This is a genomic window from Bacillus sp. 1780r2a1, from assembly GCA_024134725.1.
In the GTDB taxonomy this organism is placed as follows: Bacteria; Bacillota; Bacilli; order Bacillales; family Bacillaceae_H; genus Priestia; species Priestia aryabhattai_A.
The window spans coordinates 2,291,432-2,306,382 of sequence record CP099863.1 but is presented as its reverse complement, the minus strand read 5'-3'; the positions used below and the strand labels follow the sequence as shown (position 1 = coordinate 2,306,382).

Here is a 14,951-nt window from a genome sequence, read left to right as displayed (position 1 = left end):
GCGGATTTTTAATAAAATAATGACAGAGAGATAACTTGCTAAAAAAGATATCAATAGAAAAGCTGAGAATAGATATTCTCAGCTTTTTTTGCTGTAGTTTATTAGTATGTATACTGATAAAATAAGAAAGCGCTTTATTTACAGGTTGATAAACTCTTGTATGGATAAAATCAAAAAATGTGGAGGAAATTATGGATCAGGTTGTTCGAGACGTAGCCAGCTTAATTAAGGGTAAGAATGAAAAGATGATAATTGGAATCTCAGGTCACGGTGCATCTGGAAAAACAACATTTGCTCAAAGTCTCATAAATGTGCTTGGAAAAGAAAAAACCAACTATATTAATACGGATCCTTATATTGTTGACTCTGAACTTAGGAAAAACACTCTAATGAGCTATGAATATAATGGGAGATTACATGAGAGCAAGGTGACGGCTTGTCATCCTGCAGCTCATAATCGCTATGCTTTAGAAAGAGATATTCAAATGATAAAAAAATCTTTAGACTTTTATACAATCGGAACGAGCTATTCAAAGAGTATCTTAATTTCTTCGAAAAAACAGATAAATATTATAGAAGGAATGAGCGTAGCTTTTACCGATTTGAGTTTGTACGATTTGAAAATTTATTTATATACTGATGGAGAAACTGAGCTAGTGAGGAGAAGTGAACGCGATGTGTTCGAAAGAGGAATGGATCTCAATTATTTAAGGAGGACCCATCAAGAACGTAGAATTCAATATAATGTATTTATGCATGAGCTTCATAAGGACTTTGATATTGTTATTAAAAATTCAAATGACAACTATATGCTTAAAAAAGGTAAATAAAAACGAAAGAAGCACTGGGTTATTCCAGTGCTTCTTTCAGCTTCTATTTAATACATTTCAATACCCCGAAAGCATGTTTGTCATCCATGTTTAAAACAATTCAATCTATATTTTTCGTTATTCCGTATGGTAAAGTCAGCATTTACTTTTGGTGGAGTTGAATTTCAAAGGTTGGCTCTTCTGGAACAAAGTCGTTTAACCTTGCATCGTATAGGTGAGCCTGCACAGCCTTCATGAACGTTTCATTTACGTCATATCATTTCATAATGGCTAATGGAACGATGGATCTTTTAGTCAAGCCAACTTGTAAAATGAGGTCTTTATTTTTACCTCTGTTTCAACATACCAGGAAAAACATAGATAAATTTTACAAAATAAGAAACTTTTTAAAGTTGTTATTCGTATTACTAAGTAAGGAAGAAAAAGATAAACAATGTGTGTTGAAAAGGGGAATAATGTAATGAAACCAAAACATACCAAAACAAAATTTCAAATCGAAGAGTTTGCTGAGTTTTTTTTAGCTGGTGAGTTTGCCGTTATTTATCATCAATTAAGCGAAGAATTTCAGTCAGAAATACCGTTTGCAGACTTTTTACATATGAGCGAAGAGTTCAATCAAGGAGTTGAGAAATATAGTTTAGAAACGCTTCTTTCCATCACGTCGTCTGTTCAACAATATATCTGGGTTGATAGTAAGAGACATAAAGGAATTAGCCTATTTGTTGAAAGTGATGGAACAATTGTTGGTTTAGAACTTCAGCTACTTGAACAGCAAGAGAACATATGCAAAACATCGCGTACATATAGAATGCCTATTAACAAAGAGTGGCTTGTGCTATGGGGAGGTACGAACGCGCTGTTAAACTATCATTATCCAGTTCTCTCACAGCGCTATGCTTATGATTTAGTTATTCAGCGTGATGAAAGCACGTACAAAGAGTATGGTGATGAACTAGAAGACTATTATGCGTTTAACCAAAAGGTGGTGGCGCCGGCTGAAGGGAAAGTCGTTGCCGTAGTAGATGGATTAAAAGATAATCCAATCGGCGATGTGGATACCGAACACCCAGCAGGGAACTATGTGATAATTGATCATGGAAACGGCGAATATAGTTTATTAGCCCACTTTAAGCAAGGAAGCATTTTAGTAAAAGAAGGAGATTTTGTTTATGAAGGAAAGTGGATTGGAAGCTGTGGAAACTCAGGTAATTCAACAGAGCCTCACATCCACTTTCAGGTTATGAATGATCATCATCTCTTTACAAGTGAGTCGCTGCAAATTCAGTTTACAAACGGTATAGAACCAATTCGTGGCGACTACGTCATTCCAACTTTCAGTTGAAAGCGAACAGAACAATCGAACGTGTTTATTTATAATAATTGTTTGGAAAAGCCGTTATGCTATAACGGCTTTTTTGTACAATTATTGAACCCGAACACGCCTTCAGCAAAGTCATTATGTACATTAAATTTAGCAGTTCTTTTGTTGAAAATATACAAATAAAAAACTGAAAATTCACTCTTTTTCTAATGAATTAACACTAAGCATCCTGTAAACTAAAAAAAACTAAATGTTATGTTTTATAACATGAAAAGTTAGGTTTAGGGGGATGAGTAACAAATGGAACAAAACGCTGATTTGCGTCCGATTGCGCATGAGAAATATCGAATTTTAGGTCCAAAAGCATATGTAGCAATGTGGTGGGGAGATGCCGTAATGGTTGGTTCATTTATGTTAGGGTCAAGTTTAATTCCACCTTTTGGAAAGCTGAATTTAACTCAAGCTTTTATCGCTTTAATTTTAGCGAATATTCTCGCTGCATTGTTATTTGCGCTAAATGGACGAGTAGGATGGAAACACGGGATTCCTATGGTTGTTCAGCTGAGGTCTTCTTTTGGTCCGGTAGGCTCTCGAATTCCAGCATTAATGAGAGCGGTCCCTGCGTTATTCTGGTATGGAGTCCAATCCTGGCTGGGAGCGCAAGCGCTGAATCAAGTGTTTATGGGACTGATCGGTTTTGATAACGTTTGGGTTTGGTTTTTCGCATTTCAAGCGCTCCAAATTTTTCTATCAGCAAAAGGCATTCAATCGATTAAGTGGATTGAAATTGTAGGGTCTGTCATTATTATGCTGGGCATTGTGTACCTGATTTTTCTCTTTTTATCAACCTTTGGATTCGAAGTTGAGAAAGTTGCTAACACTGAAGGCTCCTGGGGAATTCCATTTTGGCTGGCGATGACAGTGTTAATTGGTCAATTTGCTGCATTGCTCATTAATATTTCAGATTACACTCGCTACTTTCCGCGTAAATCTACAGCGGGTACGTTTGTAGGAGCTCATGTTGTTGGAATCGTTCCACCTATGATTTTACTCCCGTTCGTTGGAATTTTAGGAGCAGCGGCCGTTGGCGTCTGGAATCCTGTTGATATTATCTCAAATCATATTTCGAATGTAGCAGCCAGTATAATTGTGTTAATCTTTATTGCTCTAGCTCAAGTCACTACAAACTTAGTAGCTAATATTATGCCTCCAGTACTTGTGGCAATGGATATATTTAAAATTTCATGGGAAAAAGCATGCGTGATTGTTGGAATACTAGGCGTAGTAACATGTCCATGGTTTATCATGACTGATTCATTATTCTTAACATTTATCGCAGTGGTTTCTGCTTTCTTAGGTCCGATTTTTGCGATTATGGTAGCGGATTTTTACTTGATTCATAAAGGTAATTACAATGTCGCTCCTCTATATGAAGGCAAGCTATTTGCAGCATTTAAAGGATGGAACCCTGCTGCCATCATCGCCACCATTGTTGGTACATCTCTTGCATTTATTAACGTAGATCTTTCGTGGTTCTTAGGTTTAATCCCTGCAGCCCTTGTGTATGTTGTGTTAATGAAAACATGGATCATGAAACATGAGCAGTACGTAAGAGACGGATTGAATCAAACATTCCGTCAATCAGCACCATTAAAACGTGAAGAAGCAAGCTAGAAATTAATGGAACAAATGAATGGGCGCAAGATTCCGCTAAAGGTGACGGTACCTACAAAATTAGTAATTCGAGATAGCAGTGGTTTAACAATGAATCGGATGGCTAGCGGTGCATAAACAGTATAATTGAAAGAAAAAAGCATAAAAAAGAGATTAAAAAACCTGGAGCGCATGCTTCCGTTGTATTGACAGATAACGTATTAAACACAGGTGGTCTAATTAGCAACTTGCCGCAAAAAGCGTGCGTAGAAGTCCTATGCATTGTTGATTGCAGCGCATTGTTCCAGGTTATACCTCAGATCTATCACAGCAGTTAGCAGCTCTTAACAATTGAAGAGCACGGTGATTGGCTACCACAGCTTTCAGGAAAAGTGTATTATTCGATTTAATAATAAACGAGTAGGGAATTCCCTACTCGTTTTCTTCTTGTTCCAAACGTTTGTAGTGTGTTTTGCCCATCTGATAGACGAAAAATAAAAAGATAGGCAAGAGAATGATAAGGGAGGACATGCGAATCAACGTATCCACAATAGCTCCTTTAGTAATAATTAAGTTCACAATAAACATTAAAACAAAAATTACAACACCTACAGTTTTTAGCGTTTTTTTCAACTTTTCTACTTTCACTTTTATCACCTAATGTTAAAAGTAACGGATAAAGCGTTGAAAATCAACTCTTTCGATGAAAAGAGAGCAAAGAGGTTTACAGGATAGAAAATGTGTTGTACGATAAAAAAAGTTTAATTCTTACTAAATCTATAAGATATGAGGTGTATATCGTGACATCAACAACTGTGCAAACTTCTAAGCATACTAATTCAGCTCGCACAACGGTTGTTACGGAGCTTAGTCCAATGCAAAAGCCGTTAGTTATTGTCGGAATTTTAATTTCGGTGATATTACTAACAGCGATTGTCAATACAACAAATTGGACGCAAGGTGTATTATTTATTATCGGTCTCGCTCTTGGCGCGACGTTACTATATGCACGATTCGGTTTTACTTCAGCGTTTAGACGATTAATGTCGGTCGGAAATGTACAAGGCCTACAGGCACATATGCTTATGCTAGCGGTAGCTTCAACGCTATTTGCTATTATTTTAAGTACCGGATTTAGCTTTACAGGTACAACACCAGCGGGTTATGTGTCACCAGTAGGCGTGAGTGTGGTTGTAGGAGCATTCTTATTCGGAATTGGAATGCAGTTAGGAAACGGATGTGCGTCCGGTACCCTCTATAACCTCGGTGGCGGTTCGTCTTCTATGATCATTACACTCGTTTCATTTATTGCAGGTTCATTGCTTGCCGCGTATCACTTCACGTTTTGGATGGAGGACATGCCGTCATTCCAACCAATTTCGTTAGCTGAATCAACTAATCTTGGTTATTTTGGCGCGTGGGCTGTTCAAATGGTAGCATTTGCAGTTATTTACTGGATTACAGTTCAAATTGCTAAAAAGAAAAATCCGCCAATGATGAAACAGCTTCCGACAACAACAGGATGGAAAAAAGTTATTCGTGGTTCTTGGCCATTATTTGCGGCAGCAATCGTTTTAGCGCTTTTAAATGCTCTAACGCTAACAGTACGCGGTAATCCTTGGGGCATTACGTCAGCATTTGCTTTATGGGGTGGTAAAGCGTTAATGGCAACAGGGATTGATGTTTCGACTTGGGGTTATTTCCAAGGAGCAAATGGTCAAGCATTAACGCAAACGGTTCTTGCCGATTCAACAAGCGTAATGAACTTTGGCATTATTTTAGGTGCATTTATCTCAGCAGCGGCTCAAGGAACGTTTAAGCCTGGTAAAATTAAGCCAGGAGTTGCAGGAGCAGCAGTTGTAGGTGGCTTATTAATGGGCTATGGTTCTCGCTTAGCATTTGGTTGTAATATTGGTGCTTACTTTGGCGGAATTGCATCGTTTAGCTTACACGGCTGGGTATGGATGGTTATGGCAATGCTAGGAACAACGCTAGCTCTGTTTATCCGACCATTGTTCGGATTAAAGAACCCAAAACCAAATGATTCGATTTGTTGAGAGGAAACCTGCTTGCTTATGTTAGCGAGTGGGTTTTTTTCTTGTACTTATATAAGAAGTGCGATAGAATGATAAAATAGAAAAACTAAAAATGTTTTATGAGTTTATCACGAGGAGGACTGATAATGAAAGATCGAATTATGCAGGCATTTATCGAAGAAATTCATCATAAAGGAATGAAATTTACAATGGATGACTTAGCCAAAAGGCTAGGCATTAGTAAACGGACGCTGTATGAACATTTCTCGTCCAAAGTAGAGATTTTAGATACCATTATCACTCAAACGCTACAGGATTTTGATCAGAAGACCGAAGCGATTATGAATAATGAAAATCTATCTTTAGTGGACAAAATCAAGCGAGTGATTACCGTTATTCCAGAGTATAATGACTTCTATGACTTGCGTATCATTGAACAAATGAAGCGCTATTACCCGGCACAGTGGGAACAGCTGAACGTTGCTTTGAACCAGTGGGACTCACTGAGAGAGCTAATGAAGCAAGGAATAGAAGAAGGGATTATTGTAAATCGAAACCTTGATTTAATGATGAAGGTAATTATTGATGCTGTAAATTCGACCTTAGATCGAAGTTTCTTTTTAGAAAATCGACTAACCGTATCAGATGCGCTCGATACGATTGTTGATATGTTATTGCACGGCCTTTTAACAAGTAAGGTCAAATCAACATTTTAAATAGAGCGCATGTGACAGAGTCTGACAGACCTTTTATTTTGTGAAGTCAGTCTCTTTTATCGGCTAAAAAAACTAAAAAAACAAAAATAGTTTTCGTGTTTTATAGAGAACACAAGAGAAAGTTGGAGGGTTATTTATGTCATTACTGTTAAGAAATAAAGGGGCTATGCTACTCTTAATGCTTAACATCTTTTTGGTGTTTATGGGAATAGGTCTTGTGATTCCTATTATGCCAACCTATATGATTGAGCTACAAATTAGCGGAAGTATTGTCGGAATGCTTGTCGCTGCATTTTCGTTAACACAGCTTATCTTCTCACCTGTTGCAGGTAGATTATCCGATTCTTTTGGTCGTAAAAAAATGATTGTGATCGGCATGGTAATCTTTGCTGTGTCAGAGTGGCTATTTGGAATTGCAAATGCACCTGCACTATTGTTTGGCGCTCGTATGCTGGGGGGGATTAGCGCTGCATTAATTATGCCAGCTGTTATGGCGTATACAGCTGATATTACAACTCCAAAAGAGCGGGCAACAGGAATGGGATACATCAATGCAGCCATCACAACTGGCTTCATCATTGGCCCTGGAATCGGTGGATTCATTGCTGAATTTGGTATGCGAGTACCGTTTTACTCAGCGGCGGTTGCGGGGGCTTTCGCAGCTTTACTTACACTATTTGTTCTCCCTGAATCACCGATGGAAGAACGCGTAAAGGCTGATCCACTTCAAACGGAAAAACAGAGCTTATTTACACAGTTACGCAACTCTTATAAGGAACCGTACTTTTTAAGCTTAATTATTGTATTTGTTGCATCGTTTGGCTTAGCGAATTATGAGACGGTGTTTGGCTTGTTTGTAGATCAGAAATTTGGGTTTACGCCAAAAGATATAGCCTTTATTATCACATTTGGCTCCATTGCAGGAGCAGTTGTTCAGCTCACTATCTTTGGTTGGATTATTAATAAATTCGGCGAGAAAAAGGTTATTTCAACCTGTCTGTTCGTAGCGGGCTTATTCGTACTTTTAACTTTGTTCACGCATGCATACTGGCTAATTGTTGTCGTAACGTTTACGCTGTTTTTAGCAATCGATATTTTGCGACCAGCTATTAGTACACAAATGTCAAAACTTGCTCAAGAACAGCAGGGCTACGTAGCCGGCTTAAATTCTGCTTACACCAGCTTAGGAAACATCGCGGGGCCTCTTGTTGCTGGGATTTTATTTGATATTGATATCAACTTTCCATATGCAGCAGCGGCTATCGTTTTATTCGTTTGTTTCGTCTTATCGTTAACGGTAGGAAAGCGAGTAGTTCAGCCAAATCCAGTTATTGAGAAGTGAAAAAGGATGAAAAACGTTCTATTCCTGGTGGATAGGACGTTTTTCATTGACTTTTGACAGGTTGTTTCATACACTTTTAGTAAATTATTGTTGCTACTTACTAAAAGTAGAGAAGATACATAAGGAAGGAACGAATATATGAATGAAACCTCATCTGTAAAGTCGATGGGCTATTTAATTAGTCGCAAGCTTATTGCAGGGCTAATTATGATTGTTGCCATCAGTGTCTTAGCGTTTGTGACAGCGATTATGCCTGCAGATAAACCAGCTGACTTTACTATCCTTAACTTTATTCGAGAGTTTAAGAAAGAAGGTAGTTTTTTAGCACTTGGGTACTACTTTTTTATTGTAGGCTCAGCCGTTATTTTAACCTCTTTTGTGGTAGAGCTAATTGCGCAAACGATTACAAATCGCTGGGAAGGAAAGTACAAGTGGTGGATTACGGGTGCTTTACACTTTGTTTTATCACTTTTTTTCATTCCAATGCTGCTTTTTTTCTTTATCGTGGATCGCTTGTTAGCATTAAAAAAGACCCCATATCATTGGAAGCACGTACTTGGTTTTTTTGTAGCTCCAATTGTCGTGTTTAGTTTGTTTGTTGCTATCGTTTAAAACCTCTCTGTTTCAGAGAGGTTTTTTTATGGAAACGTTAGGAGAGATTTTGTTGAATAAGATGCCTTGGTACTTACGAAATAAGTGTTTAATGATTATCTGCTTTATTACTCCGCCCATTGGATACATCATAATTGTAACGAACAAGAAAAAGTTGAGCCGGGAAAAATGGCTTGAATACTTAACGATTTCGACAGTTATGGCCAGCATCTGGATGCTGAAATTTTTACCGGACTTGCTCCAGCTATCAATTCTAGTCGGAATTTTTGTAGCCTATTTAGCTTATAAAGTGCTAAAAAGAAGAAAATAACGAATCTTATAAAAATAATGATATACTGAATTTATTAGTACTGTAGGGGGTTATTGTATGAAAGGGTATTTTAAGCCATTTGCGATTATAATAGGTGCGCTTTTAATTTTTCTAGGAGGGTATGTATTTGGAAAGTCGACGTCTGATCAAGTCACGCGGGAAATTTGGGTTGGTGAAGGGAAAAACGGAGAAGCAGAAGTCCAAAAGGTCATTACAGACTTAGAAAATCAGGCTGCTGTCGATAACTTATCAATGATTTACGCTCACAGAGAAAGCATTGATACCGCGAATGTAGATATAAATAATCCGGATCTTTACGTAGCATTTAATAGTCCGAAGCAATCAGCATTATTAGTTGAATCTCGCCTTTGGTTAAACGATAAGGGAGCTGTTATAGCGGAACGTACGGGTGAGACGTGGGATGAAGTTGACTATTCTACAATTCCTGTGGAAGATGCTTCTTATATTCAAAACTTGTTGAAGAACAGTAGTGAAGAATAAATTACTTTATTTTCCACGAAATGAACCTTTTTGAATGTTCGTTCGTAATAGAAATAAAGGGGAGGCGATATTCATTGAAAAATTACATAGTCTTTATTGCTAGCTTTGTCGTCTTAATGCTTGTATTTCAAGTAGGTAGTGGTATGTTGCTAACCATGCTGTACGATCCAGAGGTGGGAGAAAAAGTTGGAACGTTAGGAAGTACTGTTACCTTTGGTGATAGTGCCTACATGTTTCCGCTTGTAGTCGCAATGCTAGCAGCAACAATTTCCTTTTTTATTTCAAAACGACTTTCATAACGTAGCGGAAAACTAGGCATATACGGTGCTTAGTTTTTTCGTTATATTTTAATAACAGAACGTGTGTGTTTGTTTCGTCAATAGCACAATAGAGAAAATATACCATTTATGACGATTCGCTTTACTACAACTTATTTCCACTCTTTAGTATAATTAGTCATATTATTAAGGGAAAAGGAGCCGATCCAATGCCTGTTTATAATAAGCTAGTCCGTGATTATATTCCGCAGATTATCGAACAAAGTGGAAAGAGATATACAACAAGCAACTTAACTATTGATGAATACAAAAAGGAATTAAAGAAAAAAGCTGAAGAAGAATGGGGCGAATATATAGAAGCGAAAACGGAGCACGAGGCTGTAGAAGAGCTTGCGGACTTACTAGAAGTTGTTTATGCGCTTGCTGCGTTAAATGGCGCAACTCCTGAGCAGTTGGAACATGTGCGTCAGCAAAAAGCGGATGAGAAAGGTGGCTTTAATAATAGAGTTTTTTTAGGAGAGGTGGAAGATCAATAACTCTTACTATACAAACCTTTTTAAGCACAACTAACCTCAAGTTGTGCTTTTTTATGGTACACTAAAACTAAGAAAAGAGATCTACATCAGGGGGCACAATTGTGATTACAGATTTACAGTTTGGTGAGGCTTTTATACGAGGAAAGCGATATCGCCGCAAGCAAATTCATGACCTTTATAAAGGGCAGGAGCAAAGTGAAATTTCAACGCCAAAAGAGCATCCATATATCTTTATTTTTACAAAGATGAGTGGTGAAGAATACGGTACTTCTCATGGGTGGAACGATGGTCAAACAACCTTTTTTTACACTGGAGAAGGACAGCGCGGTACGATGCAGCTAATTAAAGGAAATAAAGCCGTGATGGAACACGCAGCGAACGGCGAAACCATCTATTTATTTCAGTACGTAGAGCCTGGAATTGTCGAGTTTTTAGACGAGATGACGTATGCAAACCATCAGCTTGAGTTGATGTGGGATGCAGACGGAAGCTTTCGGGAAGCGATTATGTTTGAACTAAAACGCAACCATATATTAGAAGAGAAAGCGAACGCAGTTAACATTGACTCAACGGTAAAAGAAGAGTTATTAGAACGGTTCTATGAGGAAAAGAGCTTAACGAAAAAGATAGCACTCCTTAATCATTATGTGAAAGTGCGAGCGAATGGAAAGTGTGAATCATGCGGAGCACCAGCATCATTTAAAGATAAAAAAGGAATGCCGTATTTAGAGATTCACCACATCAACCACTTAACTGACAGCGGGTTAAACAAAGTGGATCAAGTTGCGGCACTTTGTCCCATTTGCCATAGTCACATTCACCATGGACAGGGTGGAGAAAATTACAATGCAAGGTTGGGTATGCTAATTAAAGAAAAAGAATTAGAAGCAGTTCAGTAATGGAACGAATAGAAAGGCGTGAAAGTAATGGAACTACTAGGTCTGCATCACGTTTCAATTTTAACGGGAAAAGCCGAAAAAAATTATGACTTCTTTACCAATATACTGGGGATGCGTCTTGTAAAAAAGACGGTTAATCAAGATAATCCGCAATCCTATCATCTTTTTTATGCAGATGCAGAAGGGACACCGGGAACGGAAGTCACTTATTTTGATATTCCTGGTCTTGGTAGAACCTATCCTGGAACAACAGATATTTCAACCGTCTCCTTGCGTGTGCCCACGACGGAGTCGCTTTACTATTGGAAACAGCGCTTTGAAGAGCTACAAATCGATCACGATGAGCTGACAACTCAAGCAGGTCGCAACGCACTTGCGTTTCGCGATTATGAAGGCACACGCCTCATGCTTGTTGCAGATGACGGAGAAAAAGGTGTACGTGCCGGTGTTCCTTGGAAGCGAGAAGATATTGAAGAGAATCATGCGATTATTGGCTTAGGCCCTGTTACCTTAACAGTTGCAGAAGCGAAGCTAACAGCAGATATCTTAACAAACGTTATGGGCTTTCGTCATGTAAGATCTTATGATTCAATGGAAGTGTATGCAACAGGAGAAGGGGGAAGCGGAGCTGAAGTACATATTGTAGAAGAACCTGGTGTGCCAAAAGCAAGGCTAGGAAGAGGTGGCGTTCATCACGTTGCGTTTCGTGTTCCAAATGAGCAAGAATACCGCTACTGGCTTGAGCGCTTAAAGCAGGCTCGTATTCCTCATTCAGGCGAAGTCGAACGCTACTATTTTAAAGCGATTTACTTTAGAGAGCCAAACGGCATTTTGTTTGAACTTTCAACCGATACGCCTGGCTTTGCAACCGACGAACCAAAAGAAATGATGGGAGAGAAGCTCGCTCTACCACCATTTTTAGAACCGCGTCGAGCAGAAATTGAGGCGAATTTGCGTCCACTAGATATATAGAAAGCACAGCTGCTTTTATGGCTGTGCTTTTTTGTATTTCGTTGTGTGTTTTTTAAGGTCGAAAATGCCCATAGTAACGCATGTTAGCCCTACAATTACGCCAAGAATCGTCCAAAACCAGTTGCTGCCCCAGTTCGAATAGGTAGTTACTAAGCTGCTGCATCCGATAGTTATTGTTCCGTATTTAGCACGCCATTTGTCTAACTTTGATTCTTTATTCGTAGATATCGTCCTTAACTCCTTCCATAAACAATATGAAAAAAAGGTTTAACGTTCATCGAGGCTCCATCTAATGATATGACCTGCATGAGTTAGTCCTCCTCCAAACCCATACAGAAGTACAAGATGATTTTTCTGCAACTTACCCTCTTTTAAGGCAAGCTGTAAAGCGAGAGGAATGGAAACAGCTGATGTATTGCCGTAATACTCGACGCTTGTTAATAGTTTTTCGCGGGGGAATTCAGCTTTTTCACAAATGGATTCAATCATACGCAAGTTTGCGCTGTGCGGGACGAACCAATCAATGTTTTCTTTTTGAAGATTGGTTTGTTGTAAAAGCGAATCAATACCTGCTGGAACGGTTCTGGTAGCCCATTTATACACTTCACGTCCATTTTGAACCATTTTCCCAGGGGTTTGAAGCTGTTCTCCGTTCATCGTTACAGATAAGTTTGTTCGATACACATGCTTACCACCGCTGCCCTTTGATCCCATATGAGTTGCTATAAAGCTTGGACTTTCAAAATCTTGTTCAACTAATACAGCTGCTGCTCCGTCGCCAAATAAGATGCAGGTAGAGCGGTCTTTATAATCCGTTACTTTTGATAGCGTTTCTGCTGTAACGACTAAGACTTTTTGGTGTAATCCAGATGTGATAAAGCTATTAGCGATATGTAATCCGTAAGTAAAGCCAGCGCACGTTGCGTTAAAATCGAATGTTCCTGCACTATTAATCTCAAAGTAATCTTGAATTTGACAAGCTACGCTCGGAAAGGCATAGTCAGGTGTCGTAGTGGCAACGATAATACAGTCGACGTCATGGATATTTTTGTGATAGCTTGCTACTAAGTTTTCAATTGCTTTAAACGCTAGATGAGAAGAGTACTCCTCACTGCTTGCAATTCTTCTTTCTTTCATACCTGTCCTTTGTACAATCCATTCATCGCTAGTATCAACAAGTTGTTCAAGTTGGTCATTAGTTAGTTTATTTTCAGGAACATAGGTCCCAATAGCGGTAATACGTGCTGAAGAATTCATTTTAAAACACCTTTCTCTATGACTAGGTTATATCATTAAATGTTAGTACTGAATTACAAAAATGTCAATCATTGTATATTCAATATTCTTATCATTAAAAAATTTTTACATAAATTAAGGAAGGATTTTGTCGAAAAATAGATGTAGAAATTAATAGTTTTATTAGAAAAATAGTAGTATTATAGTCGTGAGTAAAAAGTAACCAAATGGGGTTTAGGGGGATTTTTTGATGAGTAAGAAGAAGGTTGTCACAGCATTAACTGCAGGATTATTGGTTTCTTCGTTATCAATGGGGACAGGTTACGCACAAGAGAATAATTACGATGTATCAAAAAAAGCAATTGAAGAGCAAGCAGAAGCGAACAAAAAGCTAGAAAAAAACATTGTAAAGCCAGAAGTGATAAACGCAGTAAATTCCGATGTTTTGAAATCGTTAAATATGCCAGTGCCATTTTCAGACAAATCAGCAAAAAGCCTTCAGCGATCAAGTGTAAGTTTTGACAATGAAGAAATCGTTTTTGAATCAGAGCCAAATGATGATTTTCATACAGCAAATACAATGTCTTATGGTAACACAGTAATTGGACAGCTTTTACCTCTTTACGATTTGGACATGTATAAAGTGAATGTTCCTACAGCTGGCGCATTCATTATAGCAGGGGGGGCTTCTTCACCTGCAATTGAATTAGGCTTTACGGTTACGGAAAAAGATTATAAAGATAATAATGTAAGCTACTTAGGAAGCGAGTTTGACGAAGAAATTGAAACGCAGGTTTATCAAGTAAGCAAAGCTGGTACTTATTATGTTCCAGTCATTGACTTTGATAATGTTGATGACCTTGATGATAATACGGAAGAAGATATTTATATTTTGTCAGCCGCGTTTGTTGATAATGTTGCTCCAGCAAAGCCAGTAGTGAATCAAGTTACGAACAATGATAAAGTAATCACTGGAAAAGCAGAGGCAAACTCAACAGTAACGGTGAATGTTGGTAAAAATCGAATTGGCTATGCGAAAGCAAATGCGAGCGGAACGTTCTCCGTTGCAATTCCATCACAAAAAGTTGGAACAACGTTAAACGTAACGGCAAAAGACGCAGCTGGAAACGTGAGCAGTTTAACATATGTAAAAGTAGCAAGCGTTGACGTGACGCCACCTGCGAAGCCAATCGTTAATCAAGTTGATGATAACGATAAGGTCATTACAGGAAAAGCAGAAGCAAACTCAACGGTAACGGTAAACGTTGGTAAAAATCGAATTGGCTATGTAAAAGCCAGCTCAAACGGATCATTTTCTGTTAGTATTCCTGTTCAAAAAGCAGGAACAACGCTAAACGTAACGGCAAAAGACGCAGCTGGAAACGTGAGCAGCTTATCTTATGTCAAAGTTGTAAAAGCTGATGTGACGCCACCCGCAAAACCAACGGTTAATAAAGTAAAAGAAACTGATAAAGTAGTGACGGGTAAAGCGGAAGCAAATTCAACGGTAACGGTGAATGTTGGTAAAAACAGATTGGGGTATGCAAAAGCGAACTCTAAAGGCGTGTATTCAGTAAAAATTGCGGCACAGAAAAAAGGAACTCTTCTAAACGTAACGGCAAAAGATGTAGCTGGAAATGTGAGTAAACTTTCGTATGTAACGGTTGTAAAGCGCTAATAAGCATAAAAATGCACTTCAGAATTTTAGC

General features: G+C 38.4%; 16 protein-coding genes and 1 pseudogene. 15 read left to right on the top strand and 2 right to left on the bottom strand.

The window, feature by feature from the left end; genetic code table 11:
* Window positions 1–191 precede the first annotated feature (191 nt).
* From NIZ91_11670 to NIZ91_11655, 4 genes and pseudogenes are all read left to right on the top strand, one after another.
* On the top strand, window positions 192–830 hold the full coding sequence (locus NIZ91_11670; protein USY53417.1) for a phosphoribulokinase: 639 nt from the start codon (window positions 192–194) through the stop codon (window positions 828–830).
* 460 nt (window positions 831–1,290) lie between these two features.
* The gene (locus NIZ91_11665) at window positions 1,291–2,172 is read left to right on the top strand and encodes a M23 family metallopeptidase (GenBank protein ID USY53416.1); all 882 of its coding nucleotides are present in this window, start codon (window positions 1,291–1,293) and stop codon (window positions 2,170–2,172) included.
* A gap of 279 nt (window positions 2,173–2,451) precedes the next feature.
* Window positions 2,452–3,825 (top strand): NCS1 family transporter, encoded by a 1,374-nt coding sequence (locus NIZ91_11660; protein ID USY53415.1) that lies wholly within the window; start codon window positions 2,452–2,454, stop codon window positions 3,823–3,825.
* Window positions 3,826–4,019: 194 nt separating this feature from the next.
* A pseudogene (locus NIZ91_11655) lies at window positions 4,020–4,153 on the top strand (alpha-glucosidase/alpha-galactosidase).
* A gap of 83 nt (window positions 4,154–4,236) precedes the next feature.
* On the opposite strand, the gene NIZ91_11650 reads toward NIZ91_11655, so the two are convergent.
* Window positions 4,237–4,452 carry a hypothetical protein gene (locus NIZ91_11650; protein USY53414.1) on the bottom strand — a complete coding sequence of 72 codons (216 nt, stop codon included), beginning with the start codon at window positions 4,450–4,452 and terminating at the stop codon, window positions 4,237–4,239.
* 152 nt (window positions 4,453–4,604) lie between these two features.
* On the opposite strand from NIZ91_11650, the gene NIZ91_11645 reads away from it, so the two are divergent.
* From NIZ91_11645 to NIZ91_11600, 10 genes are all read left to right on the top strand, one after another.
* Window positions 4,605–5,861 carry a YeeE/YedE family protein gene (locus tag NIZ91_11645; protein ID USY53413.1) on the top strand — a complete coding sequence of 419 codons (1,257 nt, stop codon included), beginning with the start codon at window positions 4,605–4,607 and terminating at the stop codon, window positions 5,859–5,861.
* Window positions 5,862–5,986: 125 nt separating this feature from the next.
* Window positions 5,987–6,556, top strand: a complete 570-nt coding sequence (locus tag NIZ91_11640) for a TetR/AcrR family transcriptional regulator (GenBank protein USY53412.1) — start codon at window positions 5,987–5,989, stop codon at window positions 6,554–6,556.
* Between the two features lie 136 nt (window positions 6,557–6,692).
* On the top strand, window positions 6,693–7,898 hold the full coding sequence (locus NIZ91_11635) for an MFS transporter (protein USY53411.1): 1,206 nt from the start codon (window positions 6,693–6,695) through the stop codon (window positions 7,896–7,898).
* Between the two features lie 138 nt (window positions 7,899–8,036).
* The gene (locus tag NIZ91_11630) at window positions 8,037–8,510 is read left to right on the top strand and encodes a hypothetical protein (protein ID USY53410.1); all 474 of its coding nucleotides are present in this window, start codon (window positions 8,037–8,039) and stop codon (window positions 8,508–8,510) included.
* A 28-nt stretch (window positions 8,511–8,538) separates the two neighbouring features.
* Complete coding sequence (locus NIZ91_11625) at window positions 8,539–8,820, top strand: hypothetical protein (protein ID USY53409.1); 282 nt, start codon at window positions 8,539–8,541, stop codon at window positions 8,818–8,820.
* Window positions 8,821–8,877: 57 nt separating this feature from the next.
* Window positions 8,878–9,321: a hypothetical protein gene (locus NIZ91_11620; protein USY53408.1), complete on the top strand. Its 444-nt coding sequence runs from the start codon at window positions 8,878–8,880 to the stop codon at window positions 9,319–9,321.
* A gap of 74 nt (window positions 9,322–9,395) precedes the next feature.
* Window positions 9,396–9,620, top strand: coding sequence for a hypothetical protein (locus NIZ91_11615; GenBank protein USY53407.1), 225 nt, complete (start codon window positions 9,396–9,398; stop codon window positions 9,618–9,620).
* A 188-nt stretch (window positions 9,621–9,808) separates the two neighbouring features.
* Window positions 9,809–10,135, top strand: a complete 327-nt coding sequence (locus tag NIZ91_11610) for a nucleoside triphosphate pyrophosphohydrolase (GenBank protein USY53406.1) — start codon at window positions 9,809–9,811, stop codon at window positions 10,133–10,135.
* A gap of 101 nt (window positions 10,136–10,236) precedes the next feature.
* Window positions 10,237–11,034: an HNH endonuclease gene (locus NIZ91_11605; protein USY53405.1), complete on the top strand. Its 798-nt coding sequence runs from the start codon at window positions 10,237–10,239 to the stop codon at window positions 11,032–11,034.
* A 27-nt stretch (window positions 11,035–11,061) separates the two neighbouring features.
* Window positions 11,062–12,006, top strand: coding sequence for a ring-cleaving dioxygenase (locus NIZ91_11600; GenBank protein USY53404.1), 945 nt, complete (start codon window positions 11,062–11,064; stop codon window positions 12,004–12,006).
* A 267-nt stretch (window positions 12,007–12,273) separates the two neighbouring features.
* On the opposite strand, the gene NIZ91_11595 is transcribed toward NIZ91_11600, so the two are convergent.
* Entirely contained in the window at window positions 12,274–13,263 is a 990-nt protein-coding gene (locus NIZ91_11595; protein USY53403.1) for a ketoacyl-ACP synthase III, read from the bottom strand.
* Window positions 13,264–13,492: 229 nt separating this feature from the next.
* Between NIZ91_11595 and NIZ91_11590 the strand changes: the two genes are divergently transcribed.
* A complete protein-coding gene (locus NIZ91_11590; GenBank protein ID USY53402.1) occupies window positions 13,493–14,920 on the top strand; it encodes an Ig-like domain-containing protein in 1,428 nt (475 codons plus the stop codon).
* Window positions 14,921–14,951 lie beyond the last annotated feature (31 nt).

What these genes read in the sequence shown, in the direction of transcription:
- NIZ91_11640 (USY53412.1), top strand. Translation starts at nt 5,987, where the DNA reads ATGAAAGATCGAATTATGCAGGCATTTATCGAAGAAATTCATCATAAA.
- NIZ91_11590 (USY53402.1), top strand. Translation starts at nt 13,493, where the DNA reads ATGAGTAAGAAGAAGGTTGTCACAGCATTAACTGCAGGATTATTGGTT.
- NIZ91_11670 (USY53417.1), top strand. Translation starts at nt 192, where the DNA reads ATGGATCAGGTTGTTCGAGACGTAGCCAGCTTAATTAAGGGTAAGAAT.
- NIZ91_11625 (USY53409.1), top strand. Translation starts at nt 8,539, where the DNA reads ATGGAAACGTTAGGAGAGATTTTGTTGAATAAGATGCCTTGGTACTTA.
- NIZ91_11630 (USY53410.1), top strand. Translation starts at nt 8,037, where the DNA reads ATGAATGAAACCTCATCTGTAAAGTCGATGGGCTATTTAATTAGTCGC.
- NIZ91_11635 (USY53411.1), top strand. Translation starts at nt 6,693, where the DNA reads ATGTCATTACTGTTAAGAAATAAAGGGGCTATGCTACTCTTAATGCTT.
- NIZ91_11665 (USY53416.1), top strand. Translation starts at nt 1,291, where the DNA reads ATGAAACCAAAACATACCAAAACAAAATTTCAAATCGAAGAGTTTGCT.
- NIZ91_11620 (USY53408.1), top strand. Translation starts at nt 8,878, where the DNA reads ATGAAAGGGTATTTTAAGCCATTTGCGATTATAATAGGTGCGCTTTTA.
- NIZ91_11610 (USY53406.1), top strand. Translation starts at nt 9,809, where the DNA reads ATGCCTGTTTATAATAAGCTAGTCCGTGATTATATTCCGCAGATTATC.
- NIZ91_11600 (USY53404.1), top strand. Translation starts at nt 11,062, where the DNA reads ATGGAACTACTAGGTCTGCATCACGTTTCAATTTTAACGGGAAAAGCC.
- NIZ91_11595 (USY53403.1), bottom strand. Translation starts at nt 13,263, where the DNA reads ATGAATTCTTCAGCACGTATTACCGCTATTGGGACCTATGTTCCTGAA.
- NIZ91_11660 (USY53415.1), top strand. Translation starts at nt 2,452, where the DNA reads ATGGAACAAAACGCTGATTTGCGTCCGATTGCGCATGAGAAATATCGA.